General features: G+C 34.7%; 19 protein-coding genes. 12 read left to right on the plus strand and 7 right to left on the minus strand.

Translation table 11 applies throughout. The annotated features are described in order from the left end of the window. Window positions 1–34: 34 nt before the first annotated feature. From RCH13_RS00400 to RCH13_RS00430, 7 genes are all read right to left on the minus strand, one after another. Window positions 35–1,219, minus strand: a complete 1,185-nt coding sequence (locus tag RCH13_RS00400; RefSeq protein WP_326985233.1) for an acetyl-CoA C-acyltransferase — start codon at window positions 1,217–1,219, stop codon at window positions 35–37. Between the two features lie 45 nt (window positions 1,220–1,264). Next, entirely contained in the window at window positions 1,265–1,627 is a 363-nt protein-coding gene (locus tag RCH13_RS00405; protein WP_326985234.1) for a four helix bundle protein, read from the minus strand. A 28-nt stretch (window positions 1,628–1,655) separates the two neighbouring features. Further along, window positions 1,656–4,049 (minus strand): 3-hydroxyacyl-CoA dehydrogenase/enoyl-CoA hydratase family protein, encoded by a 2,394-nt coding sequence (locus RCH13_RS00410; RefSeq protein WP_326985235.1) that lies wholly within the window; start codon window positions 4,047–4,049, stop codon window positions 1,656–1,658. Window positions 4,050–4,054: 5 nt separating this feature from the next. Next, window positions 4,055–4,507 carry a MarR family winged helix-turn-helix transcriptional regulator gene (locus RCH13_RS00415; RefSeq protein ID WP_326985236.1) on the minus strand — a complete coding sequence of 151 codons (453 nt, stop codon included), beginning with the start codon at window positions 4,505–4,507 and terminating at the stop codon, window positions 4,055–4,057. 167 nt (window positions 4,508–4,674) lie between these two features. Next, the gene (locus RCH13_RS00420) at window positions 4,675–5,598 is read right to left on the minus strand and encodes an ABC transporter ATP-binding protein (RefSeq protein WP_326985237.1); all 924 of its coding nucleotides are present in this window, start codon (window positions 5,596–5,598) and stop codon (window positions 4,675–4,677) included. A gap of 43 nt (window positions 5,599–5,641) precedes the next feature. Next, entirely contained in the window at window positions 5,642–6,619 is a 978-nt protein-coding gene (locus RCH13_RS00425; RefSeq protein ID WP_326985238.1) for an iron ABC transporter permease, read from the minus strand. Window positions 6,620–6,695: 76 nt separating this feature from the next. Continuing rightward, the gene (locus RCH13_RS00430) at window positions 6,696–7,268 is read right to left on the minus strand and encodes a TlpA family protein disulfide reductase (protein ID WP_326985239.1); all 573 of its coding nucleotides are present in this window, start codon (window positions 7,266–7,268) and stop codon (window positions 6,696–6,698) included. 30 nt (window positions 7,269–7,298) lie between these two features. Here RCH13_RS00430 and RCH13_RS00435 point away from each other — a divergent pair, with 30 nt between their 5' ends. From RCH13_RS00435 to RCH13_RS00490, 12 genes are all read left to right on the plus strand, one after another. After that, window positions 7,299–8,423, plus strand: a complete 1,125-nt coding sequence (locus RCH13_RS00435; RefSeq protein ID WP_326985240.1) for a ferredoxin--NADP reductase — start codon at window positions 7,299–7,301, stop codon at window positions 8,421–8,423. A 68-nt stretch (window positions 8,424–8,491) separates the two neighbouring features. Further along, window positions 8,492–9,049 (plus strand): SanA/YdcF family protein, encoded by a 558-nt coding sequence (locus RCH13_RS00440; RefSeq protein WP_326985951.1) that lies wholly within the window; start codon window positions 8,492–8,494, stop codon window positions 9,047–9,049. After that, complete coding sequence (udk, locus tag RCH13_RS00445; RefSeq protein ID WP_326985952.1) at window positions 9,050–9,745, plus strand: uridine kinase; 696 nt, start codon at window positions 9,050–9,052, stop codon at window positions 9,743–9,745. A 41-nt stretch (window positions 9,746–9,786) separates the two neighbouring features. Then, window positions 9,787–10,143 (plus strand): FtsB family cell division protein, encoded by a 357-nt coding sequence (locus RCH13_RS00450; protein WP_326985241.1) that lies wholly within the window; start codon window positions 9,787–9,789, stop codon window positions 10,141–10,143. Window positions 10,144–10,167: 24 nt separating this feature from the next. Beyond that, the gene (locus RCH13_RS00455; protein ID WP_326985242.1) at window positions 10,168–11,334 is read left to right on the plus strand and encodes a methylmalonyl-CoA mutase family protein; all 1,167 of its coding nucleotides are present in this window, start codon (window positions 10,168–10,170) and stop codon (window positions 11,332–11,334) included. 18 nt (window positions 11,335–11,352) lie between these two features. Further along, window positions 11,353–12,501 (plus strand): class I SAM-dependent methyltransferase, encoded by a 1,149-nt coding sequence (locus RCH13_RS00460; protein WP_442784611.1) that lies wholly within the window; start codon window positions 11,353–11,355, stop codon window positions 12,499–12,501. Window positions 12,502–12,591: 90 nt separating this feature from the next. Next, window positions 12,592–12,879 carry a hypothetical protein gene (locus tag RCH13_RS00465; RefSeq protein ID WP_326985244.1) on the plus strand — a complete coding sequence of 96 codons (288 nt, stop codon included), beginning with the start codon at window positions 12,592–12,594 and terminating at the stop codon, window positions 12,877–12,879. Between the two features lie 99 nt (window positions 12,880–12,978). Next, window positions 12,979–14,358, plus strand: a complete 1,380-nt coding sequence (locus tag RCH13_RS00470; protein WP_326985245.1) for a dipeptidase — start codon at window positions 12,979–12,981, stop codon at window positions 14,356–14,358. A 241-nt stretch (window positions 14,359–14,599) separates the two neighbouring features. Then, complete coding sequence (locus tag RCH13_RS00475; RefSeq protein ID WP_326985246.1) at window positions 14,600–14,794, plus strand: hypothetical protein; 195 nt, start codon at window positions 14,600–14,602, stop codon at window positions 14,792–14,794. Further along, window positions 14,760–15,056 (plus strand): hypothetical protein, encoded by a 297-nt coding sequence (locus RCH13_RS00480; RefSeq protein WP_326985247.1) that lies wholly within the window; start codon window positions 14,760–14,762, stop codon window positions 15,054–15,056. The genes RCH13_RS00475 and RCH13_RS00480 overlap by 35 nt, the downstream gene beginning before the upstream one ends. A 3-nt stretch (window positions 15,057–15,059) precedes the next feature. Beyond that, window positions 15,060–15,305 (plus strand): T9SS type A sorting domain-containing protein, encoded by a 246-nt coding sequence (locus tag RCH13_RS00485; RefSeq protein ID WP_326985953.1) that lies wholly within the window; start codon window positions 15,060–15,062, stop codon window positions 15,303–15,305. 143 nt (window positions 15,306–15,448) lie between these two features. Further along, complete coding sequence (locus RCH13_RS00490) at window positions 15,449–16,153, plus strand: SDR family oxidoreductase (protein WP_326985248.1); 705 nt, start codon at window positions 15,449–15,451, stop codon at window positions 16,151–16,153. The last annotated feature ends 85 nt before the right edge of the window (window positions 16,154–16,238 follow it).

Raw genomic sequence — 16,238 nt, forward strand, 5'->3', positions numbered from 1 at the left:
TCTATCATCTATCCGTCTATTATCTACCCGTCTTTTAAAGCAGTTCAAATATCGAAGCCGCTCCCTGTCCCGTTCCCACACACATAGAAACCATTCCGTATTTCATGTTGCCGCGTTTTTTCATTTCGTCCAAAAGTTGAACGGTTAATTTTGTTCCCGTGCAACCCAAAGGATGTCCAAGTGCAATGGCTCCTCCGTTTACGTTTAAAATATCTGGATTGAGATTCAATTCTTTTTTCAACGCAACGGATTGAGAAGCAAATGCTTCATTCAGTTCGATTAAATCGATGTCTTTTAATTCTAAACCTGCCTGTTTCAAAGCTTTTGGAACTGCGTACATTGGACCCATTCCCATAATTCTTGGTTCTAAACCTGCTGCTGCATAAGCAACCAATCTTGCTTCCGGCTCCAATCCTAATTCTTTCACCATTTCCTCCGACATTACAATTACGAAAGCCGCACCGTCACTCATTTGTGATGAGTTTCCAGCTGTTACACTTCCGCCATTTGCAAAGACCGGACGTAATTTTGCCAAACCTTCTAAACTTGTACCTTTTCTTGGACCTTCATCCACAGCAAAGTCATATTTCTTAGTTTGCATTTTCTGGTTTTCATCCAGATAATTGTATTCAACCGGAATTGAAACGATCTGATCTTTAAATCTTCCAGTTTCATTAGCTTTTAAAGCTTTGTTATGAGAATCGAAGGAAAACGCATCTTGTTCTTCACGAGAAATATTGAACTGTTTCGCCACTTCTTCTGCAGTGTAACCCATTCCCCAGTAATAATCAGGATTGGATTTTGCCATATCACTCTCCGGAACTGGTTTGTAACCACCCATCGGAATATAAGACATGGATTCTGTTCCACCTGCGATAATACAATCAGCCATTCCTGCCTGAATTTTTGCAGAAGCAATCGCAATTGCTTCACTTCCTGAGGCGCAATATCTATTCACCGTAACACCTGGAACTTGATCGGTGTGCAATCCCATTAACGAAATTAAACGCGCCACGTTCAAACCTTGTTCTGCTTCCGGCATTGCGTTTCCAACGATCAGATCGTCGATCCTGTTTTTATCTAATTGCGGCACTGCAGCCATTAATTTTTCGATAACGGTTGCTGCCATGACGTCGGGTCTTGTAAATCTTAAACTACCTTTTGGTGCCTTACCAACGGCGGTTCTGAAACCTTTTATAATATATGCTTGTTTTGACATAATTCTTTATTTTGAAATTAGAAATGAGAAGTTAGAAATTAGATTCTAACTGCTCATTAAATTACTTTTGAATTTATAAATCATCTTTTGAATTTCTGTTAAAATATTTAGCAGAGGCTGAATTTCGTCCTCGCTTTTAAAATTTAAATCAACTAATAAAATTAATTGGGTTTCTAATTCATAGCTAGAACCATTTGCAATTCCTAAAAATTGATTAAATTCTTTAGGATTATTTCTTCCAGCACCTTCTGCAATATTAGAAGGAATAGAAACTGCACACCTTCTAATTTGTGAGATCAAACCAAATTTTTCAGTCGAAGGAATGTTTTCAGTCAATAGATAAATATCTTTAACCAAAACCATCGACTTTTGCCAAATAATTAAATCTCTTAATCTGTGTGTTTTCATCTAACTTCTAGTATCTAATTTCTAACTTCTAATTCCTCAACGGTTTACCTTTAGTTAACATGAACTGAATTCTTTCTAAAGTTTTTCTCTCTCCACAAAGTTGAAGGAAGGTTTCTCTTTCTAAATTCAATAAATATTGCTCAGTAACTACAGTTGGTTCTGAAAGATTTCCACCAACTAAAACATTTGCTAATTTATCTGCGATCAGTTTATCGTGCTCAGAAATATATTTCCCGGTTAACATTTGATCGGTTCCAACGAGGAACATTCCCAATGCATCGCGACCTAAAACCTTTACTTTTTGTTCGATCGGTTGCGTGTAACCGTGTTCCGCTAGACTCAAGGCTAACATTTTTGCAGTCTTGATCTGACGGTTTTTATTGACCACCACGATGTCTTTATGATTTTCTAGAATTCCCATATCGTAGGCTTCGTAAGCAGAAGTCGCTACTTTACCCATCGCAATATTCATAAACATATCACGAAGTCTGTTGTTTTTAACATCATCAGCTTGGAATTCTCGGGAAACTCTCAACGCCATTTCCTTTGTTCCACCACCGCCAGGAATTACACCAACTCCGGTTTCTACCAAACCGATATAGGTTTCTGCTGCTGCAACAACTCGGTCAGCATGCATAGTCATTTCGCAACCACCACCCAAAGTCATTCCGTGTGGAGCAACAATTACGGGAATTGAAGAGTAACGAACGCGCATCATGGATTTCTGGAAATAGGCAATCGCCATATTCAAATCATCCCAATCCTGATCGATTGCCATCATTAAAATCATGGCTAAATTGGCTCCGACAGAGAAATTTGCCCCTTGATTTCCAACTACTAGACCATCATAATCTTTTTCTGCTAAGTCAATGGCTCTGTTCAAACCATCTAAAACTTCACCACCCAAAGAATTCATTTTTGAATGAATCTCAAAATTGATAATTCCATCGCCCAAATCCTGAATTGAGGAACCTGAATTGCTCCAAAGCGTTTTATTTTTTCTGATATTATCGAGGATGATAAAAGATTCCTGACCCGGAATATTATTATAGTTTCCAGAGTTTTTATCGAAGTAGATGCTTTGACCTTCGTCATTTACTTTATAGAAACTTTCTATATTTTTCACCCAGTCAGAAACTTCATATCCGGCGTCTTTTGCCAATTCGATTCCTTTTTGAACTCCCACTGAATCCCAAATTTCGAAGGGTCCATTTTCCCAGCCGAAACCTGCACGCATTGCATCATCGATTTTATAAACTTCATCAGAAATTTCCGGGACTTTGTGAGAAACGTACGCGAACAAAGCGCCTAATGATTTTCTATACAATTCTCCAGCTTTGTCTTTTCCACTAATCAAAACCTTGAAACGTTCGATTGGTTTATCAATCGCTTTAGTTAAAGCAAGGGTAGGGAATTCCGTTTTTCCCTGAAGTTCATATTCCATGGTATCCAAATTCAACCCGTGAATTTCAGATTTACCTTCTGTATTTTTAATTTTTTTGTAAAATCCTTGTTCAGATTTAGATCCCAACCATTTGTTGTCGACCATCTTTTGAACATAATCCGGTAATTTGAAAACGTCATTAAAATCGTTCGCTTCCATCTTACTGTTTCGAACGCCATCCGCAACCATCACCAAAGTATCCAGACCAACAACATCTGCAGTTCTAAAGGTGGCAGATTTCGGTCGGCCGATAATTGGACCGGTTAATTTATCAATATCAGAAACATTTAAGCCTAAACCTTTGATCTCATGCAGCAAATTCATCATGGAGAAAACGCCAACTCTGTTTGCAATAAACGCCGGAGTATCTTTAGCTAACACGGTTGTTTTTCCCAAAAACTTCGCGCCATAATCCATATAGAATTGAATGATCTCCGGATCCGTTTCCGGTGTTGGAATAACTTCTAAAAGCGGTAAATATCTTACTGGATTAAAGAAATGCGTTCCTGCAAAATACTTTTTGAAATCATCGCTTCTTCCTTCGATCAAAAAATGAATTGGAATTCCAGAAGTGTTGGAGGAAACCAAAGTACCAGGTTTTCTAAACTGCTCTATCTTTTCGTAAACCGATTTTTTAATGTCGAGTCTTTCAACAACAACTTCAATAATCCAGTCTGTTTTTTTAATCTTTTCTAAATCGTCATCAAAGTTTCCAACGGAAATTCTTTCCGCGAATTTGGGAGAGTATAAAAGCGCCGGACTTGACTTCTGTAATTTCACAAAGTTTTCAGAAGCGATCCTGTTTCTTACCACTTTATCTTCTTTGGTCAGACCTTTTTTCTGTTCAGCTTCAGTTAATTCGAATGGCACAATATCGAGCAAAAGCACTTGTACACCAATGTTGGCGAAATGTGCCGCGATACCGGAGCCCATAATTCCTGAACCTAAAACCGTAACGTGTTTGATTCTTCTGTTCATATTATTTATTTTTTATTATTTAATTCGTTGGCAATTTTCAAAATGTCCGTCATGACTTCCTTGAAAATTTCCATTTTTTCAGCAGGGATTTTCTCAATTACTTTTTTATTGAAATTTACGACTACCTCTTTAGATAGGTTTCTGCTGTTCAGACCTTTGTCGGTCAGTTTAATAATCACTTCTCTTTTGTCGTTCGGTGTTTTCTCTTTGTAGATGTAGCCATTGTCTTCCAGAAGTTTAATTATTCTGGTTAAAGATGTTGGTTCAATGGCCATTTTGGGCCCCAAATTCGTGCTGCGTGTACCTTCCTTCGGATCAATCTTTAAAAGGGTCAAAGCTTGTACAGCTGTTGCATCGTGGTCCTGCGCTAATTCCGAATACATTTTCGAAACAGCAAGCCAAGTAGATTTCAAAATGAGATCTACATTTTCTACTTTTTCATGAGGAGATTTATTCATATCGATAGTAATAATGTGGTTATGTCAAATATAAAAAATATTATGCATGCATAGTACTTTCAAATAGTTAAATTTAAGTTAATGCTTGAGAGTCAAGGGTTTAAAAAGTATGAAATACATAATACTATGCATGCATAGTATTGCCAAATGACCTTTAAAATAAGGAATTAATGAAGGTTTTGCATCAATTTGGAAATATCCTCAAAAGAAGTGCATTTTTGTTGAAAATTATTTGCAGAAATCACCCAAAAGCCCTCCTTGAATTCAAATTTGTAGACGGAGAGGTTTTTACTGAAGTTTTTTTGCAGAAAAGAATAGAGCATTTCTTTGTGTAAATCCGGCGCACTAATTTGCGGGGGAAAAAATTCTTTATTGATTTTGAAAAGTTGAGGATTCAAAAGTTCATCATGTTTTAGCAAAATATCTTCCGTAATTCCTGCATCCAATTTTCCCTCGTTGATGATCCATATTTTATCTGCAAACTCTTTGGAAAGGCGCCAATCATGAGAAGAGAAGAGAATAAGTTTATGGTGGTCTTTCGCTAAATTTCGAAGTAATTTAAGAATTATAATCTTATTTTCCTCATCCAAATGAGTAGTAGGCTCGTCCAGAATAATCAGTGGTGAATTTTGAGCTAATGCTCTTCCGATAAAGGCTTTTTGTAGATTCCCATCGGATAATTGATTCAAAGGAAAATTTCTATACTGCGTTAGTTTTAAACTTTCAATGATTTCTTCTACATGAATTTTATCGGAAGTGGAGAGTTCAAAATAATACGGATAGTGAATATATTTCCCCAAAGAAATTAAATCAGTTAAAGTGTAGTTCGCCGGAATTGGAGATTTTGAAAATACTACTGCGATTTGCTCTGCAATCTCTTTATTTGAAAGGTTTTTTATGTTTTTATCATTAAGAAAAATTTCGCCCTTTAAAGTTGAAATTTGATGAAGAATACTTTTAATTAAAGTCGTTTTACCGACGCCGTTATTTCCTATTAAGAGACAAATGTCACCTAAATCCAAAGAAGTTTCCACCCCTTCAATTAAAGGAGTTAGGTAACCGATTGTTGTGTTTTTAAGTTGTAGAAACATTTTAATTAGGTCAAATAGGTCTTCACTTGGCTTTTTTTACTTTTCACTTGGTTCTTTTATTATTTAACATCATCGTCAAAATTACCGGAATTCCAAACAAAGAAGTAATCACATTCAAAGGAAACTGCGTAGATTCCGAAATAATGGAGAAAAATTCCATAATTAAAATTCCTAAAAGCATATTTAAGATCCATTGCTGCCACAATTTTGCGGGATTATATAACATTCTGCAGAAATGGGGAACTACAATTCCGATAAATAATATCGGTCCCAAGAAAGCAGTTACAGAAGCTGCCAACAATGAAGAAGCGATGATTATCAGGAATTTCAACAGATTTAAATTCACGCCTAAACTCTTTGCATAAGCCGTTCCCAATGAATTCCCAATTAAAGGTTTGATGGTTTTAAAACTTAAAAATAATCCAACGCCCACAATTATTGCTAAAACAATAATCTGATTCGTAGAGACTTGGTTATTTGCGCCAAAACTCCACAAAATATAATTCTTTAAACTCTGATTTTCCGCATAGAATTGCAGAATAGAAACAACTGCTCCAGCTAAAGCAGAGATTAAAAACCCAAAAATAATAAGGAAAGATTTATCCTGAAATCTTCCTGAAAATGCGAGTAGAACCAACATTAAAAGTATACTTCCACCGATTGCAGAAATACTTAAAAAACTGTTCTGCAAAAATTCAGGTAAAATAAAATCCTGAGAAAAAAATATATAGAAGGCAACACTTAAACTTGCTACAGATGTAATTCCTAAAACCGAAGGTCCAGCCAAAGGATTTTGAAAATATTCCTGCAGCAGAAATCCCGAAGTTGGGATAGAAATTCCTGCGAGAAGCATTACTAAAACACGATTTATCCGAAGTTGAGCAATTTGAGCGTTATCTGAAGAAGAGGAAAAAAAATCTCCGATATTCAAATTTAAAAAACCAATATTCAAATTTACCACCGCGGAAATTATAATCCCGATGATCAATAAAAAAGCAATTATTTTAAAATTTTTAGACATCAAAAAAAAAATCTGGGGCTGATAAAAAAAGAAAACATCTTTTGAGAGATGTTTTCTACGTATTAAAGATGTTATTTTATTTAAAAGAATTTAATTTTTCACCCAACATTTCTTCGCTCATAGAACCTAAGGTTTCGTCTGTTTTATCACCTTTTCGGATAAAGGTAAAAGGAATTGCACCACCATCCCATTGCTTGAAATTCGCGGAAAAAAATTCGGGAGTAAGACTCGCGCCATCTAGTAAAACGATGTGTTCAGAAAGTCCTTGCTCTTCTCCAAATGCCTTCACCTTGGTGTCCCAATCATCTTTACTATCTAAACTGATGAAGGTGAATTTTACGGGCTGACCTTTCACCTCTGCCATTTTTCTTTTAAAATAAGGCATCTCTTTAATACATGGACCGCACCAAGTTGCAAAAAAGTTGTTTACATACAAAGTGTCGTTATTTTGTTTGCCTAAAAGTTGGGAAGCTTGTGCTGCATCAATTTCAATTTTTTTGAAGGGAATTACGGCTGCTTCGCCATCCATTGATTCTGGAACGGTTACTGAATCAGCAGTGATCATATCCATATCTTCGGTTGTTTTGGTTTCTTTATTACACGCAACAAAGATGGAGGCGATCAGTATACTAAAAAGTACTTTTTTCATAATATTTTTGTTATTTTTGAATTCTTAACTATGGAAAATCCCTTATCTAAAGCAAGACCAATAGAATTTCACTGGCTAAAATTAGCGAAAAAGCAAGAACTGACCAAAAGCGTCTTTGCGTTGGAATTTGAAATTCCGCCATTTCTCCAATCACAATTTCAATTTGAAGCCGGGCAATATATTACCTTAAAATATGAATCTAAAGGTGAGCTCTTTCAAAATGATTTTTCTCTTACTTCGGCTCCCTTTGAAAATAAAATTACGCTTGGAATTAAAATAAGCAGTGCAGAAAGTTCTACTTATGACCTTTGTAACACTACCAAAATTGGAGATAAGATGCAAGTTTCTGAACCAAGAGGACGATTTACGGTAGTTTCTAAACCGCACGAATTTCGTACAATTTTGGGATTTGCTGGCGGAATAGGAATTACACCTATTTTGAGTCATTTTAAAGATATTCTACACTCTGAACCTAGAACTAGGCTTTTCCTTTTTTACGGCAATAGGAAATCGGAAGAAATACCCTTCGTAGAAGAACTTAATGCACTGGAAAAAAAATATGGAAACCGTCTTCAAATCTTTTTTTTCTATTCTCAAGAAGTTACAGATGATCACTTATTTCATGGTCGGTTAGACGAAAAAAAAGTTCGCTTAATTATCAATCAGATTTTGCATTTAGATGATACAGATGAAGAAAGCACCATTTGGGATGCAGTGGATGAAGTTCTCATTTGCGGAAAAGGGGAGATGATTAAATCTCTTGCAAATGCTTGCTACAATAATGGCATACCGAAAAAAAATATTCACTTTGAGCTTTTCGAAGAATTTAATGAAGACATCTATCCGGTAGAAAAAGAATTTCCGCTCTTAGAGAATATTGAAGTTGATTTTAAATTATATGGAAATAAATACACTACAGAACTTAAAAACAACAAAGTAAAATTGCTGCAGCAACTTTTGATGGAAGAATTTCCGGTTCCATATTCTTGTAAATCTGGGATCTGCGGAAGTTGCGAGTGTATTCTAGAAGAAGGTGAAGTAGAATTGCTGGAAAATGAATATTTAACTGAAACTGAAGAAAATTCAGGTCGAATTTTGGCTTGCATGTCGGTCATCTTGAGTAAGAAAATTAAGGTTAATTTTGATCTAAATTAAATGTATTGAAAAAAATTCTAGATATATTACGTTCCTTTTTTACTACGGTGGAACTCCTTATTTTGCTAATGATATTGGCAAATATTTGGGTTTTTGCCTTAACAAATGGACGAACTTTTACTAGAATTTCTAAAATTCCACCGCGGGAAACTGCTCTTGTTTTAGGTACTTCTCCGAAAATGAAATCTGGCAAGGCAAATCCTTATTTCACCTCTAGAATGGATGCTACAGCCTTATTGTATCACCATGGGAAAATTAAAAAAATCATCGTCAGTGGAGAAAAAAGCCGTGGCTATGATGAACCTTCTGCTATGAAAAATTATTTGGTGTATCAAGAAGGAGTTCCCGAGAATATAATTACAGAAGATCCAAAAGGTTTTAAAACGCAAGCGAGTATAAACAATTGTAAAGAGGTTTATAAGCAAAATGATGTAATCATCGTTTCTCAGGGCTTTCACAATTTACGGGCACTTTTTTATGCCAGAAATAATGATATGAATGCGTTAGGGTTTGATGCGCAAGACGTTCTTTCTAATCAAAGTTATTACCGCAACCAATCAAGGGAATTTCTGGCGCGCGTTTCTGCCGTAGTTTTTTATGTTTTGGGAATAGAAAAGAAAGGATAAATCGTACTTAAGGAGAATTATTCAAGTGATTCTTCTGAAAACACGTTCAAAATATTATCTTTGTCAAAAGAAAAAAATATGCTCGTTATCGGAATTGCAGGTGGTACTGGCTCAGGAAAAACTACAGTGGTAAACAAAATTTTACAGCAACTTAATGTAGAAGGTGTAAATGTATTGTCACAAGATAATTACTATCATGATAATCAGCATCTTACTTTGTCTGAAAGGGAGGTTTTAAATTATGATCACCCAAAATCGATTGATTTTGATTTAATGATCAAACACGTAAAAGCCTTAAAAAATGGAGAACCCATTGAACAGCCGATCTATTCCTTTGTCACCCATTCTAGAACTGGAGATTTGGTTTCTATTGAGCCGAAAAGTGTGCTGATTGTAGAAGGAATTTTGGTTTTAACCAACTCGGAATTGCTGAAGGAATATGATTTAAAGGTTTTTGTCCATGCCGATTCTGATGAAAGATTAATTAGAAGAATTAGACGAGATACCCAAGAAAGAGGTCGGGATTTGCAGGAAGTCTTGCACCGTTACCAAACTACTTTAAAGCCTATGCATCAAGAGTTTATAGAGCCATCTAAGAATGAAGCAGATTTGATTGTGCCAAATATGAAGCAAAATACGGTTGCTATTGATTTTCTTTCTACAGTGATTAATAACACTTTGAAAAAGACCCATTAGTTGTCATTAATTATATTTGATTCTTCCTAAAAAATATTGAAATGAAAGAACTCATTAAAGAAATTAAGCAAAAATCACCCGCTCTGAAATTTTTGCAGAAATATGTGGTCAACAAATATTTTGTGACGGTTTTTCTATTTTTAATCTGGATGGTTTTTTTCGATAATACGTCATTCTTAGTGGTAAACGAATTAAATGGCGAAATTAATAAATACACAGAGCAACTGGATTATTACAAAAAAGAGTACAAAAAGAATGATGATTTCTACCGAAAACTGATGGACAACAAATCCGAAAAAGAAAAATTCGCGCGCGAGAATTATTTTATGAAAAAGCCTAATGAAGAAATTTTTATTTTGGTGGTGGACTCCTCGAATTTAAAACCCAAACCCGACTAAATTAACGTACACAATTGTAATTAAATGTTTGAAAAAAAAACCCTTCAAGACTGGGAAAATTTAGTTCAAAAGCAGCTCAAAAATGAAAATATTTATGAGATTCTATCTAAAGAAAATTTGGAGGGAATTGTTGTAAAGCCTTATTACGATTCAGTTCCTAAAGCTTTGAACAATCTGCCGAAAGTGGAAGAATCTACGCATCTGGTTTCTCTGTATCATGAAAGTGCGGAAGAAAATGTTTTCGCATTTCTTCTCAATAATAATGTTGAAGATTTGCAGGAGAAGATCATTATCGTGAATGATAAAGACCTGGCGGAACATATTTCAATTGATGATAGCAACCGCTACTTTTCTTTAATTGATGTTTTTTCTGAGAATGATAATGGTACATTGAATGAGCAATTAGCAAAAGAACTATTAGCGAAAAACTTTGAAAGAAATCTTTGCATTGATGTTTCCTTACATCAAAATTCCGGTGCAACAATCATTCACCAATTGGCAATTGTATTAGCAAAAACCAAAGAATTAACGGAGGTATTTGGCGCAGAAATTTTAGATAAGATTGCCATTAAAGTAGCCATTGGCGCAAATTACTTTTTTGAAATTGCTAAAGTTCGTGCGCTAAAATTGGGTTTTAACCAACTTTCTAAAGAGTTTGGCTTAGATGAAATTCCCTTTATTTTTGCGGAAACATCTTTAAGAAATAAATCTAAAAATGATGCTGAGAATAATCTGATTCGTTCTTCCTTAGAATTATCTGCTGCTATGATTGGTGGCGCAGATGCAGTTTTCAGCAATGATTATAAAATAGAAAATTCTAATTCTGTTTCCGAAGAAATTTCATTCAAGCAACAAATCGTTTTGGCATATGAAAGCATCATTAACGTTTTTGATGATGCGGGAAATGGATCATATTATGTAGAGGATTTAACCCAACAATTCGCGGAAAAATCCTGGCAACTTTTTTTAGAAATGGAAGAAAAAGGTGGATATTGTGAATTGTTGAAAACAGGTTATATTCAGCAAAAAATTTACGATGAAGCCATTAAAGAGCAAAACTGGGTTGAAGAAGGAAAAATCAAAATCATCGGCGTGAATCTTTATCCAAAATTAGAGAAAACAAAATCTGTATTAGACTTGTATTCAACTTTTGAAATTAAAAAAGTTCGTTTGGCGGAAATGTTTGAGTAAATTTTTAATAAATTCATTATCAATTCTATATTAAATAAAGAAGTTCAAGAATACATCAATGCAAATCTAACTGTGGATTTGCATTCTTTGTTATTAAAAAAATCGCACTTTGTAGAAGTTTCTATGCAAGATATTGTTCAGCAGATCAAGGGAAAGAAAGTCGCAAAAAAGAAGTTTCCTTACTTGCTCAAAGATGGAATTGTATTTCCTCCAAATTTAAATTTAGAGCAAGCATCTTCGCAAGCTACGGCAGAATTTAAGGCGAAAAATCTAACAGGAAATAGTTTTATTGATTTAACAACCGGCTTTGGAATAGATGCTTACTTTTTATCTAAAAATTTTAAGGAAGTTACCTTAGTAGAACAGAATTCTGAATTGTTCGAAATTGTAAAACACAACTGGAAAATTTTAAGTAGAAATGCGATTTTCCTCAATGATAATTTAGAAGATTTCTTACAATGTAATGAGAAGACCTTTGATTTAATTTATCTTGATCCAGCCAGAAGAGATGAACATAAAAATAAGAAATTCTTGCTGGAAGACTTGTCGCCAAACCTTTTGGAGGTTCAAGATGAATTATTGAAAATTTCGGAGCAGATTATCATCAAACTTTCACCGCTTATCGATATTTCTTACCTGATTTCTACTTTAAAAAATATTGCGGAAATTCAAATAATCGCCATAAGAAATGAAGTGAAAGAATTATTAGTCTTCATCACTTCAAAAAAATGCAACGCGAATACAAACATAACTTGTGTCAATCTTGAAAGTGATGATCTTCCATTCTCTTTTATTTACGGAAATGAAAAATCAGCCGCCTCAGAATTTTCAGAAGTACTTCAATACTTATATATACCAAACAATTCAGTTTTGAAATCGGGAGGATTTAATAGTATTTCTGAGCTTTTCAATGTAAAAAAGTTGCACCCGAATTCTCATTTTTACACGTCTGATTACCTCTTAGAACATTTTCCAGGACGAATTTTAAAAGTGGAAATCATTGACGCAAAACGCGTTAAAAAGGACGAAAAATTCAATATCATATCAAAAAATTATCCTTTAACTCCAGAAGAAATTAAGAAAAAGTATAAAATTTCTGATGGTGGTAATGCGTATTTGATTTTTACGCAAACTAAAAAAGCTAAAGTCATTCTAAGAAGTTATTAGAATTACAGAAAAAACCTTTGCTAAAAATCTTAATATTTCATACTTTTGAGCATTCAAAATTAAAAGGTCCGTAATAATTGTAAAGGAGTTATGAAAAAAATTATTTTAGGTGTAGCAGTAGCAGGTTTAGTTGCAAGTTGTCAAAAAGTTCAACCCGGTGGAAATCTTGGTGTTCTACAGATGGAAGAGGGCGCGCAAAAATACACAGATGATGTAATGAGTGATGAGGCTAGCGCGAAAGTAAGTGCGATGCAAGCTAAAAAATCTACGCCTGCAATGGACTCTGGAGCAGTTTCAATAAAGCCAGAAGTAATGGTAAAAGCAGACAGCACTATGAATGCTTCACCAAAACCATCAGTTTCTGCACCAGCTAAATAATAAGAAAGTTTTCTATTTAATATACAAATGTCTTGCTTCTGCAAGACATTTTTTTTATTTTTACAAGATTCGATTTTAAATAATTTTAATTCAAATAAAATGAAAGAGACTTTAGATTACATACAAGAAAACAAACAGCGCTATGTGGATGAACTTTTTGAATTGCTCAAAATTGCCTCCATTTCCGCAGATCCCGCGTATAAGGATGAAGTGCTAAAATGTGCAGATGCTGTTGCGAAATTTTTAAAAAATGGTGGTGCAGATGATGTAGAAATTTGTGAAACAGCGGGATATCCTATTGTTTTTGGTCAAAAAATTATTGATAAAAAATTACCAACTGTTTTAATGTATGGTCATTATGATGTACAACCACCAGATCCACTAGAGTTGTGGACGAAACCACCTTTCGAACCGTATATCGAAAAAACGGAGCTTCATCCAGAAGGTGCAATCTTCGCCCGAGGTTCTGCCGATGATAAAGGACAGTTTTTTATGCACATCAAAGCATTTGAGGCGATGATGCAAACCAATACTTTACCGTGCAACGTTAAATTTATTTTTGAAGGGGAAGAGGAAGTTGGATCAAAGAGTCTAGAAGCTTTTGTCAAAGAAAACACAGATAAACTTTCTTGTGATGTGATTTTAATTTCAGACACACATATTTATTCCAATGAGCAACCCACGGTAACTACAGGTTTAAGAGGACTGAGTTACGTAGAGGTAGAAGTAGAAGGACCAAACCGAGATTTGCACTCTGGTCTTTATGGTGGCGCTGTTCCTAATCCAATCCACGTACTTTCTCGAATGATTTCTAATTTAATTGATGATAAAGGTCAAATTACGATTGAGGGATTTTATGATAATGTAGAAACTGTTTCCGCAGAAGAACGGGCAGAAATGAACAAATTAAAAGACGATCCAGAACACTTTAAAAAATCGATTGGATTAAGTGGAGTAGAAGGTGAAGATGGCTACACCACTTTAGAAAGAACTTCAATTCGTCCAACTTTAGATTGCAATGGAATTTGGGGAGGTTACACCGGTGAAGGTGCTAAAACCGTGATTCCTTCTAAGGCCTTTGCTAAAATTTCCATGCGATTGGTTCCATATCAAACACCAGAAGAAATCACGGAAAAGTTTACCAAATATTTTGAGAAAATTGCACCTTCAAATGTAAAGGTAAAAGTTACCCCACATCACGGCGGAATGCCTTATGTTCTTCCAAGTGATACTAAGGAATTTGCCGCCGCTAAAACGGCTATGGAAACTGCCTTTGGGAAAGAAGTTTTACCCTACAGAAGTGGAGGGAGTATTCCTATTACAGCAATGTTTGAACAAGTCCTGAAAGCGAAATCTGTATTGATGGGATTTGGTTTAGATTCAGATGCTATTCACTCGCCGAATGAACATTATGGATTATTTAATTTTTATAAGGGAATTGAAAGTATCCCTCTTTTCTTTCAAAATTATTCTAAATAGAAAATTTTCTAAGTAAAAAGAGAGAATAAAAAGTTGATTATCATAGTGATAATCAACTTTTTATTAATTCTGAATGTTATAAACAAATATTTTTATGATGAAAGTAACCTTTACTCTTTTAACAATGGCATTTTTTACTGCTCATTTTAACTTTTAAACTATTTCCTAAAATGTAAATCAAACCACGGTAATTGCCGGCGGTTCTGTGACTTGTAGTGGTGGTAATGCCGCAGATAATTTTATGTCCAAAGCTTTTACTTTGGCTGATTATGCGATTACTTATGATTACAAAATTACCAATATTGCGTTTGGTGTTGAGACTGCAACCGCACCAAACAATGTAAACTTTAATGTTTATAGTTTGATAGGAGTGTATCCAGGTGGATGGAATTTCTACGCTATTGAAAAATGTACAAGTTCCGGTAACTCCTGCTGATGCTTTAAAAATTGTTAATACGGAAACTACATTAACACAAATTATTCCAGCTGGGTCCCAAATCGTTTTAGAAGTTGCGTACAATGGTAATTCTACTTTCGGATTTTACCTAGGAACCAATACAAGTGCGGAAACAAAACCATCTTGCATTAAATCTGCAACCTGCGGTCTAACTACGCCCGTAACTACAGCATCCATTGGGTTTGCTAACTCTAAGTGGGTGATGACGATTACTGGTGAAAATAATTTAGGAGTTACATAAATAATTAACTCAAAAAATCTTCAAGTTTATCCTAATCCAGTTAAAGACGTTTTAAACTTTAGAATGGCTAATAATCTAAAAGTGGAGTCTGTGGAGATTTATGATATGGAGGGTAAGAAAGTAAATACCTCAAATGCAGCAAAAGCTAGTTCCGAATTAAATGTAGCGAATCATCCAAAGGGAACTTACATCCTTAAAGTGAAAGCGAACGATGGGAAGGTGTACATTCAGAAAATTTTAAAAGATTAAATAATTAATTGTAATTTCTAAGAACCTTTCAAGGGGTGCTTTTTTTAATGTGATAGATTATCGAAATGGTCTTTTTCATTTTTTACCATCAGTGGAAATCTCATAATTAATTTACTTTTTTTACCTTTATAGAAATAAAAAATATGAAAGATAAAGTAGCATATATTACAGGTGGCTCGAAAGGAATTGGGTTAGGAATTGCTAAAATTTTGGCAGAAAATGGCATCAGAGTAGCGATTAGTGGACGGGGAAAAGAAGATGTAGATCAAGCCGTAAAATCAATCTCCTCAGATGCATCTAAAGTTTTAGGAATTGTTTCAAATGTTAAAAACTTCGAGGAGGAGGAAAAAGCAGTAGCTGACATTAAGAAACACTTTGGACAGTTGGATTATGTAGTCGCAAATGCAGGATTAGGAGTTTTCAAACCGGTAGATGAACTTTCATTAGAGGATTGGTCTTCTATGATTGACACTAATCTTACGGGATTATTCCACACGATGAAAGCGTCTGTTGCAGAACTGAAAAAATCAGAAGGATATTTTATCTCAATTTCTAGTTTAGCAGGAACTAATTTCTTCGAAAATGGTACGGGTTATAATGCTTCTAAATTTGGAGCCGTAGGTTTCACGCAGGCCGCCATGCTGGATTTACGCAAGTATAATATTAAAGTTTCTACCATAATGCCAGGTTCCGTTTCTACGCATTTCGCGGGTAATGAGCCTTCCGGAAAAGATGCCTGGAAAATTCAACCAGAAGATATCGGGAATTTAGTTTTGGATATGTTCAAAATGAATCCTCGCACTTTGCCCAGTAAAATTGAGATTAGACCTTTAAAACCAAAGGGTTAAATTATGTATGAAATATAAAATTCTTAAATGTACTATGCATGCATAATATATTTTTATTTAACTTAGCAAAAATTAAAACAGTAAA

The sequence above is a fragment of the Chryseobacterium sp. MP_3.2 genome (genome assembly GCF_035984805.1).
GTDB lineage: Bacteria > Bacteroidota > Bacteroidia > Flavobacteriales > Weeksellaceae > Kaistella.

Coding starts and splice junctions, on each gene's coding strand:
- RCH13_RS00400 (WP_326985233.1), bottom strand. CDS start 1,219: ATGTCAAAACAAGCATATATTATAAAAGGTTTCAGAACCGCCGTTGGT.
- RCH13_RS00405 (WP_326985234.1), bottom strand. CDS start 1,627: ATGAAAACACACAGATTAAGAGATTTAATTATTTGGCAAAAGTCGATG.
- RCH13_RS00410 (WP_326985235.1), bottom strand. CDS start 4,049: ATGAACAGAAGAATCAAACACGTTACGGTTTTAGGTTCAGGAATTATG.
- RCH13_RS00415 (WP_326985236.1), bottom strand. CDS start 4,507: ATGAATAAATCTCCTCATGAAAAAGTAGAAAATGTAGATCTCATTTTG.
- RCH13_RS00420 (WP_326985237.1), bottom strand. CDS start 5,598: ATGTTTCTACAACTTAAAAACACAACAATCGGTTACCTAACTCCTTTA.
- RCH13_RS00425 (WP_326985238.1), bottom strand. CDS start 6,619: ATGTCTAAAAATTTTAAAATAATTGCTTTTTTATTGATCATCGGGATT.
- RCH13_RS00430 (WP_326985239.1), bottom strand. CDS start 7,268: ATGAAAAAAGTACTTTTTAGTATACTGATCGCCTCCATCTTTGTTGCG.
- RCH13_RS00435 (WP_326985240.1), top strand. CDS start 7,299: ATGGAAAATCCCTTATCTAAAGCAAGACCAATAGAATTTCACTGGCTA.
- RCH13_RS00440 (WP_326985951.1), top strand. CDS start 8,492: ATGATATTGGCAAATATTTGGGTTTTTGCCTTAACAAATGGACGAACT.
- RCH13_RS00450 (WP_326985241.1), top strand. CDS start 9,787: ATGAAAGAACTCATTAAAGAAATTAAGCAAAAATCACCCGCTCTGAAA.
- RCH13_RS00455 (WP_326985242.1), top strand. CDS start 10,168: ATGTTTGAAAAAAAAACCCTTCAAGACTGGGAAAATTTAGTTCAAAAG.
- RCH13_RS00465 (WP_326985244.1), top strand. CDS start 12,592: ATGAAAAAAATTATTTTAGGTGTAGCAGTAGCAGGTTTAGTTGCAAGT.
- RCH13_RS00470 (WP_326985245.1), top strand. CDS start 12,979: ATGAAAGAGACTTTAGATTACATACAAGAAAACAAACAGCGCTATGTG.
- RCH13_RS00475 (WP_326985246.1), top strand. CDS start 14,600: ATGTCCAAAGCTTTTACTTTGGCTGATTATGCGATTACTTATGATTAC.
- RCH13_RS00490 (WP_326985248.1), top strand. CDS start 15,449: ATGAAAGATAAAGTAGCATATATTACAGGTGGCTCGAAAGGAATTGGG.